The 11,846-nt window shown below is 71.0% G+C and carries 10 protein-coding genes; 6 read left to right on the top strand and 4 right to left on the bottom strand.

The window, feature by feature from the left end:
- Positions 1 to 23 precede the first annotated feature (23 nt).
- Entirely contained in the window at positions 24 to 1,253 is a 1,230-nt protein-coding gene (locus ACIBVN_RS11440) for an RNA-guided endonuclease InsQ/TnpB family protein (RefSeq protein WP_397135130.1), read from the top strand.
- Here ACIBVN_RS11440 and ACIBVN_RS11435 read toward each other — a convergent pair.
- Positions 1,236 to 2,366 carry a MerR family transcriptional regulator gene (locus ACIBVN_RS11435; protein ID WP_397135129.1) on the bottom strand — a complete coding sequence of 377 codons (1,131 nt, stop codon included), beginning with the start codon at positions 2,364 to 2,366 and terminating at the stop codon, positions 1,236 to 1,238. The genes ACIBVN_RS11440 and ACIBVN_RS11435 overlap by 18 nt on opposite strands.
- A gap of 114 nt (positions 2,367 to 2,480) precedes the next feature.
- On the opposite strand from ACIBVN_RS11435, the gene ACIBVN_RS11430 reads away from it, so the two are divergent.
- Together ACIBVN_RS11430 and ACIBVN_RS11425 are read left to right on the top strand one after the other, a co-directional pair.
- Positions 2,481 to 2,948, top strand: a complete 468-nt coding sequence (locus tag ACIBVN_RS11430; protein WP_397135127.1) for a Dps family protein — start codon at positions 2,481 to 2,483, stop codon at positions 2,946 to 2,948.
- Positions 2,949 to 3,202: 254 nt separating this feature from the next.
- Complete coding sequence (locus tag ACIBVN_RS11425; RefSeq protein WP_397135125.1) at positions 3,203 to 4,225, top strand: alkaline phosphatase PhoX; 1,023 nt, start codon at positions 3,203 to 3,205, stop codon at positions 4,223 to 4,225.
- Between the two features lie 57 nt (positions 4,226 to 4,282).
- Here the strand turns inward: ACIBVN_RS11425 and ACIBVN_RS11420 are convergent, their stop codons facing one another.
- Positions 4,283 to 4,876 (bottom strand): TetR/AcrR family transcriptional regulator, encoded by a 594-nt coding sequence (locus ACIBVN_RS11420; RefSeq protein WP_397135123.1) that lies wholly within the window; start codon positions 4,874 to 4,876, stop codon positions 4,283 to 4,285.
- Positions 4,877 to 4,973: 97 nt separating this feature from the next.
- Between ACIBVN_RS11420 and ACIBVN_RS11415 the strand changes: the two genes are divergently transcribed.
- Complete coding sequence (locus ACIBVN_RS11415; protein WP_397135121.1) at positions 4,974 to 7,148, top strand: MMPL family transporter; 2,175 nt, start codon at positions 4,974 to 4,976, stop codon at positions 7,146 to 7,148.
- On the opposite strand, the gene ACIBVN_RS11410 is transcribed toward ACIBVN_RS11415, so the two are convergent.
- Complete coding sequence (locus ACIBVN_RS11410) at positions 7,105 to 8,028, bottom strand: GNAT family N-acetyltransferase (protein WP_397135119.1); 924 nt, start codon at positions 8,026 to 8,028, stop codon at positions 7,105 to 7,107. The genes ACIBVN_RS11415 and ACIBVN_RS11410 overlap by 44 nt on opposite strands.
- A gap of 31 nt (positions 8,029 to 8,059) precedes the next feature.
- Between ACIBVN_RS11410 and ACIBVN_RS11405 the strand changes: the two genes are divergently transcribed.
- A complete protein-coding gene (locus ACIBVN_RS11405; RefSeq protein WP_397135117.1) occupies positions 8,060 to 8,962 on the top strand; it encodes a lactonase family protein in 903 nt (300 codons plus the stop codon).
- 142 nt (positions 8,963 to 9,104) lie between these two features.
- Here ACIBVN_RS11405 and glpK read toward each other — a convergent pair whose 3' ends face one another.
- Positions 9,105 to 10,577, bottom strand: a complete 1,473-nt coding sequence (glpK, locus tag ACIBVN_RS11400; protein ID WP_397135115.1) for a glycerol kinase GlpK — start codon at positions 10,575 to 10,577, stop codon at positions 9,105 to 9,107.
- A gap of 122 nt (positions 10,578 to 10,699) precedes the next feature.
- Here glpK and ACIBVN_RS11395 point away from each other — a divergent pair, with 122 nt between their 5' ends.
- Positions 10,700 to 11,725, top strand: a complete 1,026-nt coding sequence (locus tag ACIBVN_RS11395) for a 6-phosphofructokinase (protein ID WP_397135113.1) — start codon at positions 10,700 to 10,702, stop codon at positions 11,723 to 11,725.
- The last annotated feature ends 121 nt before the right edge of the window (positions 11,726 to 11,846 follow it).

The following is an 11,846-nucleotide window of genomic DNA, read 5'->3' as shown; positions in this document are numbered from 1 at the left end:
GCTTCAGTGACAGGAGGTGCGCGATGGCGATCCGCCGCTCGGCCGCCAAACGGCACGGCCTGCCCTCCGTCGTGCAACTGTGGCTCGCCCCCACCCCCGCCCAGGTAGGTGCCCTCGCCGAAGCCGTCCAGGTGTGCAACCAGGCAGCCACCTACATCTCCCGCCTTGCCTGGCAGCAGCGCATCTTCGCCATCCTGGACCTGCACCGGCTCGCCTACCACCAAGCGCGCGCCCACTTCGGCGGACTGGCCGCCCAAGCAGCCGTGCGCGCCATCGCCCGGGTCGCGGGCGCCTATGCCAACCGACGCGCCACCAAGAAACGCGCCCACATCTTCCGCCCGCACGGCGCCATCCCCTACGACGCGCGCCTGATGACCTGGAACCGAGATGCCCGCATCGTGTCCCTGTGGACCCCCACCGGCCGCGTCCACGTCTCCTACACCGGCCGCGAGGAAGACCTCAAAGCCCTCGACACCCTGCCGATCGGGGAGGCCGCCCTGATCTGCCGGCGCGGCGTATGGCTGCTGCACGTCGCCCTCACCCTGCCCAAACCACCTGTGGGCGAGCCTGTCAACGGCTTCCTGGGAGTGGATCAGGGAGTGGCGAGCCTGGCGGTCACTTCCGACGGGGCGGTGCTGCCCGGCCCCACCTTGCCCGGTCTCATCGAAGGTAACGGCCATGTCCGTACGCTGCGGGAGCGGCGGCATCGGCTGCGCCGCCGGTTGCAGAGGAAGGGCACTCCTGCGGCGCGGCGGGTGCTGCGCCGTCTGTCCGGGCGTGAGCACCGGATGATGACCGACCTCAACCACCAGATCAGTAAGTACGTGGTGCGCGAAGCCGAACGCACCGGCCGCGGGATCGCCCTGGAGGATCTCCAGGGCATCCGCGGGCGGGTAAGGGCTCACCGGCTCCAGCGGCGCACCCTGCACTCCTGGGCCTTCGCCCAGAACATCGAGTTCACCCGCTACAAGGCCGCCCGGGCCGGGATCGCCTTCATATTGGTCGATCCCGCCTACACCAGCCAGGCCTGCCCGGAATGCGGATGGACCAGCAGGGCGAACCGGCCGGCGCGGGGCCGGTTCGCCTGTACCAGGTGTGGCCTCGCTGGGCACGCCGACCACATCGCGGCCCGCAACATCGCTATGCTCGGCGCTGCGGGCTGGGCTGTCGTCAACCAGCCACACGCTACCGGCCTCCCTTCAGCCAGACGGGACCGTGAGAGCAAGCCACCGGCTTCAGCCGGTGATAGTTGACGTGAGTTCCCTCTCTTTGAGCACCGCGAGCAGCGGCGCCGCCGCCGCCAGCACCGCCTGAACGTCCTCCTCGGACGGGACCTGGCCCGCGTCCAGCACGAGCCGCACCCCGTCCGCCAGCCTGACTCCTGTGACCATCGGGGCAACCGTCCGGGGCACGCCCGGCTCGCCATGGGTCGCCCCCTGACCGGCCGTCCCTGCCGCCCCTGTGTCAGCCTTCCCCGGCCGATCAGCCCAGAACCGCTCGCGCGCGCTCTCCCCGTCGGCGCGCGCGACGCCGTCTCGGGTGTGCGTGGTGCCGGTCCTGGCCTGTGCCGCGTCGTCATCGGAACGCATCACGCCGCGCTCGGCTGCACTGCGCTCGGTCGTGACACCGTCCCGCTCGGCACCTATGCCGGTAGCGGCACCCGCATCGTCCACTCGGGCACCGGCAGCCGGTCCCGCGCCGTCGTGTGTGGCCCGGGTCGCGCGTCCCGGGCCGTCGTGCGTGGCTCGGGTATCGCATCCCGGGTCGTCGTGTGTGGCATCGGCACCGCGTCCTGGGCCGTCGTACGTGGTATCGGTCTCCAGTCTCGCGCGGCCGGTGGGCGTGGGCCCGTGCCTCAGCGGCGGCTCGCTGAGCAACGCGTCCTCCAGCCGATCCGCCCCGTCCGGTCGAGTCGCCCCGTCCGGTGCCGGTGCGTCGTCCGGTCGCGATGTGGGTCCCGGCCCCGCCATGTCGTTCAGCGCCGATGAGCCCTCCAGGCAGGGGGCCAGGTGGGGAGCGGCGCCGAGCCTCGGTGTCGCGTCCGCCCCGGAGGTGGGCGCCAGGCCGGCGGTGGCCTCAAGCATGCGATCCGTGGCGCCGGCCAGAGCCGCTTGGATCTGGGCGATCGAGTGGCCGGCCGCCTGCAGGCGCTTGACGGCCACGAGCTGCAGCAGGTGCCTCCGGCCGTACTGGGCGATCCTGCCGCGCCTGGTCAACGGCGGGTCCACCAGGCCGATCGTCGTATACCACCTGATCAGCCGCTCTCCGGGCACGTCACGGACCCGGCCGTTGACCGGCGACCCGCCGCCGCGCAGGGCGCGGGCCGCGCGTTCGGCCAGCTCGCCGATGGTCCAGGTGTCGCTCATACCTCCACGATGACACTGTCATTATTACACTGTCAACAACAGGCCGGAATGCCTGCCGCCGCGTCGTTGTCGTTCTAATTAGGGAAAAGTCCGACCTACGGGGAGGAACACGACATGGCCGCGATTACCGGCCCACTTTCGGGCGAGGCCAAGAACGCCGTCGCGGAGGCTCTACAGGGCGCCCTGGTCGATCTCATCGACCTCTCGCTGGTCGCCAAGCAAGAACACTGGAACCTCATCGGCCCTCACTTCCGCTCGATCCATCTCCAGCTGGACGAGCTCACCGAACTGGCCAGAAGGCACATGGACACCATCGCCGAACGCGCCGTCGCGATCGGCGCCAACCCGGACGGCCGTTCCGCCACGGTCGCCAGGGCCACGAAGCTCCAGCAGCCGGAGTCCGGCTGGCTGGAGGACGGCAAGGTGGTGGCGACGATCACGGACCTGCTGAGCGGCGTCAGCAAGCGCATGCACGAGCGCGTCCGGGCCACCGACGAGCCCGACCCGGTCTCTCAGGACCTGCTCATCTCGGTGGCGCAGGACATCGACAAGCAGCACTGGATGTTCCAGGCCATGGCCTGACCGGACGGCCTGACTGATCTGCCGAAAGCCCGGGAGCCCGATCGGGAGCCCGGGCTTCGGCATGCCGCGAGCGGCACGTGAGGCGGCGGTCCCACCAGAGGGCGGTACGGGCGGGGGCGCCGGGTTCGGGTACGGGGTGTTGGCCGCATGATCGCGCGGAGGGAGTCCGGGGTTTGCGCAGAGTTTGATGTCGCGAGTCCCTGCCATTCATGTCCGTGCGGTCGACTAGCGTGGCACCTAGAGGGAGGCCCACGATGTCCCACAAGACTCTCCTCCGCACGGGGCCGCTCTGGCGGGGCGGCACCAGCCCGTACGGTCCGCTCGGCCCGCCTGGCGCCGACGGCCTCGCGCTGGCCTCGGGCTTCACCGGCAGGGTGGTGGCCCGTTCCGGCCACAAGGTCGCCGGGCTGACCTGGCACGCCGCGCCCGACGGCGGCGCCTGTTTCCCCGACGGCGCCGGCTGGATCTACGTGTCCAACTCCGAGCTTCCGCTGCTCGGCGGCGCCTCGGCGCTGCGCTTCCGCCCCGACGGCACCGTCGGCGACGCCTACCGCATCCTGTCGGGCACCGACCTCAACTGCGCGGGCGGCGCCACGCCGTGGCACACCTGGCTGTCGTGCGAGCTGGGCGACCGCGGCCGCGTCTTCGAGTGCGACCCCTACGGCGCGCGCGCCGCGCGCCCCCGCCTGGCGATGGGCCGCTTCAGGCACGAGGCCGCCGCCTGCGACCCGGAGCGGCACGTGATCTACATGACCGAGGACGAGCCCGACGGCTGCTTCTACCGGTTCAGGCCCGGCGACTGGGGCGACCTGACGGAGGGCACGCTCGAGGTGCTGTGCGCCGGCGGCCGCTGGCAGACGGTGCCCTCGCCGGCGGCCCTGCGCGCGGCGGCCCGCCACCAGGTCGAGGACGCCCGCCACTTCGACGGCGGCGACGGCTGCCACTACGCGGGCGGGGTGTGCTACTTCACCACCAAGGGCGACACGGGCCTGTGGGCCTATGACGCGCAGACCTCCACGCTCGACCGGCTGTGCGAGGGCGTGCGCGCCATCACCGCCGCCCCCTCGGGCGACCTCTACGTGGCCAGGGAGACGACGGAGATCGACGTCATCGCCCCCGACCGGGCGGTCACGCCGTTCCTCAGGCTGGAGGGCCACCCGGGGGCGGAGCTGACCGGGCTGGCCTTCTCGCCGGGCGGCGAGCGGCTCTACTTCTCGGCCAGGCGCGGGCGCACCGAGGGCCACACGTTCGAGGTGGCAGGGCCGTTCCGCGGTTGATCAGGCCGGCTGTGGTCGATCAGGCCAGCTGCAGTTGCTCGGGCCGGCTGTGGTTGATCAGGCCAGATAACGCACCAGCGCGAGTTTCAGCTCGTCCACCAGCTCCGCGCCGCGCTCGGGCGGCGCGGAGGTGACCAGCGGCATCACCGCCTTCACCATGGCCACCGCCATCGTCCCCATGAGCGCCGCGCGTTCCTCGGGCAGCTCGGGGGAGCGGCGGCGCAGCATGGCCGCGACCTGCCGGGCGATGTCGGCGTGCAGTCGCTGCGAGGCCGCGGCCAGCTGATCGCCCGTCGCCGACCCGTACAGCAGCGACCAGTACGCCGGTGACGCGCTCTTGAACCTGACGCTCTCGTCCACGAGCTGCCCCACCAGCACCTCCAGTGGCACCTCCGGGGTGACGGCGGCCAGCCGCGCCGCCCAGAACTCCTGCCGGTCGACGGTGTAGCGCGCCACCAGCCCGTCCAGGATCTCCTCCTTGTTGCGGAAGAACTGGTACAGCGAACCAGGCGACATCCCCGCCCGCGTGGCGACGTGGTTCGTCGTCATGTCCGGATATCCCACCTCGGCGACCACCGACTCGGCGGCGTCGAGGATCTCCGCCATGCGCTTCAGGCCACGCGCCTGCCGGCGGACCGTGCGTTCAGGCATGGGTCTCCTCGTTGACAAATGCGAGCATTTACTTGTATTTCTGATCCGACGACGAAAACACGAGCAGTTTACCGAGTTTGCTCGGGGGGAGACGGACATGACCGTGAACACGCAGCTCCGGCCGGCTCGGGAGGAGACGGGCGGGCCGCCGCTGCGCAGGCTGGGATTCCTCCTCGTACGGCGCCGCAGGATCGTGCTGGCGCTTTCCGCCGTCGTGCTCGTCGTGGCCGCGGCGCTGGCGGCGGGGGCGGTGCCGCGGCTGTCGCTGGCCAGGTTCGAGGCGCAGGGGAGCGAGTCCGACCGGGCGCAGGCCGAGCTGGTCGAGCGCTTCGGCACCGGCAGCCCCGACATGATCTTCCTGGTGACCGTCAGGTCCGGCACCGTGGACGATCCCGCCGCCGAGGCCGAGGGCAGGGAGCTGACCGCGCGGGTCGCCGGACAGGAGGGGGTCGCCGAGTCCGCCTCGTACTGGACCAGGGGCAAGCCCGCCACCCTGCGCAGCGAGGACGGCAAACACGCGCTGATCATGGTGCGCATCCCCGGGGACGCCGGCCACGTGCGCGCACAGGTGCTGCCCAGGCTCGTGCCCGAGATCACCAAGGGCACCGGCCTGCTCCAGGTGCGGGCCGGGGGAGGGGAGGAGGTCTTCAGGGAGACCGTGCCGCTGGCCAGGCAGGACTTCGTGCGGGCCGAGCTGGTCATCTTCCCGCTGGCGTTCGTGCTGCTCTGGCTCTACCAGCGCCGTGCCATGGCGGCGCTGGTGCCGATCCTGGCCGGGGTGCTCGCCATGGTGATCGGGCTGGCGCTCCTGCGCGGAGTCCTGATATTTGCCGAGATTTCCACGTTCGCCCTGAACCTGACCCTGGCCATGGGGCTCGGGCTCGGCATCGACTACTGCCTGTTCGTGATCCAGCGCTTCCGCGAGGAGACGCGGCGCGGCGCCGACCGGGCGAGCGCGATCGCCGCAGCCGTCGAGCACGCTGGGCGGACCGTGCTGTTCAGCGGGCTCACCGTGGCCACGTCTCTGGCCGTGCTGTTCGCGCTGCCGTTCGACTTCCTGCGGTCCTTCGCGTACGCGGGCATCGCCGTCGTGATCGGCGGCCTGTTCGCGGCGGTGATCGTGCTGCCCGCGGTGCTCGCCTCGATCGGCGGCACGGTGCTGCCCCGGCGGGTCAGGACCGAGCGCGAGTCCGGGTTCTGGCATGCGCTGGCCACCAGGGTGATGCGCCGGCCGCTGGTGTTCGGCGGGCTGGCCACGGCGGTGCTGCTGCTGCTCGCCTCGCCGTTCCTGGGGCTGCGCTTCGGTGTGGCGGACGACCGCATCCTGCCCCTGGAGGCGTCGTCCCGGCAGACCCAGGAGGTGATCCGTCAGGCCTTCCCGGCGGAGGAGACCGACGCCATCCAGATCATCTCGAAAGATCGGACGGCGGGGGATATTTCGCAGTATGCCGTGACGTTGTCCCGCCTGCCCGGGGTCGCCCAGGTCGACTCCGCCGCCGGCTCGTTCGCGGACGGCCGGCGGGCAGGTGACGGCGACCCGCGAAGGTTCCAGGGGCAGGGCGCCTGGCTCTCCGTGGTCCCGTCCGCCGAGGCGCTGGCCGGCGACCCCGTCCGGCTGGTGGCGGCCGTACGCGCCGTCGAGTCGCCCTTCGAGGTCCTCATCGGCGGCTACCCGGCCGAGCTGGCCGACTACCGGGCCTCGGTCGTCGACCGGCTCCCCCTGGTGCTGGCGCTCATGCTCGGCGTCACGTTCCTGGTCCTCTTCGGGATGACGAGAAGCCTGGTCATCCCGATCAAGGCGTCGCTGCTGAACGTCCTGAGCCTGGGCGTCATGTTCGGGGCCATCGTCTGGGTCTTCCAGGACGGCAACCTCTCCGGTCTGCTCGGCTTCACCCCGACGGGCACGCTTGATCCCAGCATCCCGATCCTGATGCTCTGCGTCGCGTACGGGCTGTCGATGGACTACGAGGTGTTCCTGCTCTCCCGCATCAAGGAGGAGTACGACAGGACGGGCGACACCGAGCAGGCCGTGGCCACCGGCCTGCAGAGGGGCGCGCCGCTGATCACGGCCGCCGGCGGCATCCTGGCGCTCACGTTCGCCGCCTACGCCACGGCGCAGGTGACGTTCGTGCAGATGCTCGGCGTCGGCATGGCGGTGGCCGTGCTGGTGGACGCGACCGTGATCAGGGCGGTGCTCGTGCCGAGCCTGATGCGCCTGGCAGGACCGCTCAACTGGTGGCCTGGAGGTCGCGCGACCACACCTGCTCGGTGACCTCGACCCCGTTCTCCGTCCCCTTCTCCTCCGACTCCAGCTCGAACCCGGCCGCCTGGTAGATCCGCCGCGCGCTCACCAGGCTGTCGCGGGTCCACAGCGTCATCCGCTTGTACCCCTCGGCCTTCGCGTGCCGCACGCACTCCTCCACGAGCCTCCGCCCGATCCCGTGCCCCCGGGCGGACGGCTCCACCAGCAGCATCCGGAGCTTGGCCGTCGTCTCGTCCTGGTGCACGCAGAACACGCACCCGGCCCGCTCCCCGTCCACCTCGGCGATCCACCCCGCGTCGCGCGAGAAGTCCAGGTCGCCGACGATCCTGGCGACGAGCTGCTCGAACTCGGTGCCCCAGCCGTACTCGCGGGCGTAGAGCTCGCCGTGCCGGAAGGCGACCCAGCCGAGGTCGCCGGCGCGCGGAGGCCTGATCACAACGGCTTCCCGCCTGCCCTCGGCGCCCAGCAGCCGCCTGATCGTGGCCATGCTGGTGACCAGCCGCTCCTGGCCCTCGTCCGGCAGCGCGGCGAGCAGCCGCTCGATCTCCTCGGCCGAGCGCTCGTCGAGCGACCGGAACGTCTCCATGCCCGCGGGCGTGAGCCGTACGAGTTGCTTGCGCGCGTCCGACGTGGAGCGCTCGCGCGCGACCAGCCCGTCGCCGTCCAGGCGGGTCAGGATCCTGCTGAGGTAGCCCGCGTCCAGGCCGAGCAGGGCGCGCAGCTCGCCGGTCTCCATCGGCGCGGAGTGCGCCAGCTCGAACAGCACCCTCACCTCTGTCAGCGAATACGGCGAGTCGAGCATGCCTGCCTGCAGCACGCCGATCACTTTCGTATAGAACCGGTTGAAGGCCCTGATCTCAGAAACCCTTGCCTCTGTCAACGAACTCATTGCCATAGTCAACCATGGAAGGATCCCAGCTGTGAAGCAGGTCTATGTAGGCGGATATGGCCCAGGCATCTTCACCCTCGGCGGCAGGCTCACCAGAGTGGCGTCGCCGTCGTTCCTGGCCGCCCATCCCACCTTGCCGGTGCTGTACGCGGCGGGTGAGCTCCAGCGCGGCTGGCTGACCGCCTTCCAGGCCGGGGAGAGCCTGAGCCCGCTGGACGAGCGGCCGAGCGAGGGCGACAGCCCCTGCCACGTCGCCGTGGACCCCACGGGCAGCGTGCTCGCGGCGGCCAACTACGGCGACGGAACGGCCGTCATCTACCGCCTCGACTCCCGGGGCGCGTTCCAGGGTGATCCGATCGTGCTGCGCCACAAGGGCTCCGGCCCGGACAAGGACCGCCAGGAGGGGCCGCACGCCCATCAGGCCGTCTTCCACGACGGGATCCTGCACGTCTCCGACCTCGGCACCGACGAGATCCGCCGCTACCGCTACGACGGCACCGTCCTGGAGCCGATCCCGCTCCACCCGGGCACGGGCCCGCGCCACTTCGCGTTCATCGGATCCCGCCTGTACGTGGCGGGCGAGCTGAACGCGACCGTCACCCTCATCGACGGCGAACGCCGCACCGTCGCCCCCGCCTCCCGGCAGGAGGGCGAGAACGCTCCGTCCCACCTCCAGATCGAGGGCGACCTCGTGTACGTCGCCAACCGCGGCCCCGACACGATCTCCGTGCTGCGCGCCGAGGACCTGTCACCGGTGGCAGAGGTGCCATCGGGCGGCGACTGGCCCAGGCACTTCGCCATCGACGGGACCACCATGTACGTGGCCAACCGGCAGTCGGACGCCGTCACCCGCTTCGACCTGAAGGACGGCGTGCCCCAGCCGTCCGGCCAGGCGTACGAGGCCGAGCGCCCGGCCTGCGTGCTGATCATGTAAGAAGTCGGCCAAGTGGCGGCCCGCCGGGGCGGCCGGTCACCCCGCGGCCGCCACCACGAACGTGCAGGAGTCGCGGCGCGGGGAGCACGAGATCGAGGGCTACGCCGACCAGGTGAGCGCCGCGCTCTGGCGCCCCTCGCGGTCAACCCGTGGTTGACGGATGATGGGATGCCAGTTCGACGGCCGCGCGCCACCGCTCGTAGCCGGCGTCGTCCCGGGCGCCGGGTACGAAGCGCCGCTCGAGCTGCCACGTCTTGCGCAGGTCGGACCGCGACCCCCACACCCCGGCGCCCAGCCCGGCCAGGAACGCCGCGCCGAGCGCCGTGGTCTCCTGGATGACCGGGCGCTCCACCGCCGTGCCGAGCTGGTCGGCCTGGAGCTGCATGAGCAGGTCGTTCGTGCTGGCCCCGCCGTCGGCCTTGAGCACCGGCACCGGACCCCCGGTCATCGCCTCCACCACGTCCCGCACCTCGAACGCGATCGCCTCCAGCGTGGCCCTGACCAGATGGGCCCGGGTGGTGCCGCGGGTGATGCCGGTGATCAGCCCGCGCGCCTGGGGATCCCAGTGCGGCGCCCCCAGTCCCGTCAGGGCCGGCACGAACACCACGCCGCCGCTGTCGGGCACCGTGCGCGCCAGGGCCTCCGACTCCGGCGCCGTGCCGATCAATCCCAGCCCGTCGCGCAGCCACTGCACGGCGGCCCCGGTCACGAAGATCGACCCCTCCAGCGCGAACGTGCGCTCGCCCGACGGCGTCTGCCAGGCCACGGTGGTCAGCAGCCCCGCTTCGGACCTGACGATCTCCCCACCGAGGTTGGCCAGCACGAACGAGCCCGTGCCGTAGGTGCACTTGACGTCACCCACGTCGAAGCACGTCTGCCCGAACAGCGCCGCCTGCTGGTCGCCGGCCACCCCGCTGATCGGCAGCTCCAGCCCGAGGAAGGCCGACGGCTCGGTGTGGCCGAGCGGTCCGTAGTTGGGCACGATCTCGGGCAGGGCGTGTTCGGGCACCCCGAACAGCTCGCACAGCTCGGGCTCCCAGGTGCCGGACTCCAGGCCGTACAGGAGCGTGCGTGAGGCGTTGGACGGGTCGGTCACGTGGCGCGCGCCCGCCGTGAGCCTGGCGATGAGGTAGGAGTCCACCGTCCCGACGGCGACGTTGCCGGTCTCGACGCCCTCCCACACGCCCTCCTCGTGCTCGGCCAGCCAGGCGAGCTTGCTGGCCGTGAAGTACGGGTCGAGCCGCAGCCCGGTCAGCTCCGACACGCGCGGCTCGTGGCCCGCCTCGCGCAGCCGCCCGCATATCTCGGCGGTGCGCCGGTCCTGCCAGACGATGGCCCGGCACGGGGCGGCCAGCGTCCGCCGGTCCCACAGGACGGCGGTCTCGCGCTGGTTGGTGAGTCCGACACAGGACGGCGAGCCGGAGGCACGGCTCAGCGCCGCGCTGCACGCGGAGAGGGTGGCCTGCCAGATGTCCTCCGGATTGTGTTCGACCCAGCCTGGCGAGGGAAAATGTTGCCTGAACTCCTCGTAGCCCATGGACTCGATTTGCCCGTTATCGGTGACAACGAGCGCAGTCACCCCCGTTGTCCCGGCGTCGATGGCCAACACACTCACGAAATCTCCTCGCAATCGATGTTTATGTCGCGGAGCTGTGCGTTTGGTCTAGACCACTGCCCGTGACGGCGGGCACAATGCGAGTCTGACATCAAGGTGACCCCCATCGGGAGGAACCCGCCATGCGTATTGGAGTGCTCACCGGGGGCGGCGACTGCCCCGGTCTCAACGCCGTGATCAGGGCTGTGGTGCGTAAGGGGGTGAGCGTCTACGGTCATGAGTTCGTCGGCTTCCGTGACGGCTGGCGCGGCCCGCTGGAAGGCGACACGATGCCGCTCGACATCCAGGCCGTGCGGGGCATCCTGCCACGCGGTGGCACCATACTCGGCTCCTCCCGCACCAACCCGATAAAGATCGAGGGCGGGGTTGACCGAATCAAGGAGAACCTCGCCGCCACCAGTGTCGACGCCTTGATCGCCATCGGCGGCGAAGACACGCTGGGCGTCGCCAAGCAGCTGTACGACCGCCACGTCAATGTGGTGGGCGTGCCCAAGACCATCGACAACGACCTGTCGGGCACCGACTACACCTTCGGCTTCGACACCGCCGTCAACATCGCGGTGGAGGCCATCGACCGCCTCCACACCACGGCCGAGTCCCACCACAGGGCGCTCATCTGCGAGGTCATGGGCCGCCATGCGGGCTGGATCGCGCTGCACGCGGGCATGGCGGGCGGGGCGAACGTCATCCTCATCCCGGAGCGGCCGTTCGACATCGACCGGGTCTGCGAATATGTCGAGTCCCGCTTCCGCACCCGATACTCGCCGATCATCGTGGTCGCCGAGGGCGCCCACCCGATCGAGGGCCAGATGGAGCTGCAGACGGGCGAGCTCGACGCGTTCGGCCACGTCAGGCTGGGCGGCATCGGGGAGGTGCTGGCCAAGGAGATCGAGAAGCGCACCGGCAAGGAGGCCCGCACCACGGTGCTCGGGCACATCCAGCGCGGCGGCACTCCGACGGCGTACGACCGGGTGCTGGCCACCAGGTTCGGGCTGCAGGCCATCGACGCGGCCCACGAGGGCGACTTCGGCAAGATGGTGGCGCTGCGCGGCACCGACATCGTCCGCGTCGGGCTCGACGAGGCCACGGCGGAGCTGAAGACCGTGCCCGTCTCGCGTTACGCCGAGGCGGAGGTGTTCTTCGGTTAGCTGAAAGCGGCTTGCAAGCGCGCGGCCGTACCTTCTGAACCAGCGGGGTTACCGCTACAACCCCCTTCGGGGTACGGCTTGCGCCGCGGCGAGTCGGCGGCCCACCACGCGTCGCAAGCCG

Source organism: Nonomuraea sp. NPDC049400, from assembly GCF_044466425.1.
In the GTDB taxonomy this organism is placed as follows: domain Bacteria; phylum Actinomycetota; class Actinomycetes; order Streptosporangiales; family Streptosporangiaceae; genus Nonomuraea.
Note: the sequence above shows the minus strand (reverse complement) of the source record. Positions and strands in the feature narration are given on the sequence as shown.

Coding starts and splice junctions, on each gene's coding strand:
- ACIBVN_RS11440 (WP_397135130.1), top strand. CDS start 24: ATGGCGATCCGCCGCTCGGCCGCCAAACGGCACGGCCTGCCCTCCGTC.
- ACIBVN_RS11435 (WP_397135129.1), bottom strand. CDS start 2,366: ATGAGCGACACCTGGACCATCGGCGAGCTGGCCGAACGCGCGGCCCGC.
- ACIBVN_RS11430 (WP_397135127.1), top strand. CDS start 2,481: ATGGCCGCGATTACCGGCCCACTTTCGGGCGAGGCCAAGAACGCCGTC.
- ACIBVN_RS11425 (WP_397135125.1), top strand. CDS start 3,203: ATGTCCCACAAGACTCTCCTCCGCACGGGGCCGCTCTGGCGGGGCGGC.
- ACIBVN_RS11420 (WP_397135123.1), bottom strand. CDS start 4,876: ATGCCTGAACGCACGGTCCGCCGGCAGGCGCGTGGCCTGAAGCGCATG.
- ACIBVN_RS11415 (WP_397135121.1), top strand. CDS start 4,974: ATGACCGTGAACACGCAGCTCCGGCCGGCTCGGGAGGAGACGGGCGGG.
- ACIBVN_RS11410 (WP_397135119.1), bottom strand. CDS start 8,028: ATGAGTTCGTTGACAGAGGCAAGGGTTTCTGAGATCAGGGCCTTCAAC.
- ACIBVN_RS11395 (WP_397135113.1), top strand. CDS start 10,700: ATGCGTATTGGAGTGCTCACCGGGGGCGGCGACTGCCCCGGTCTCAAC.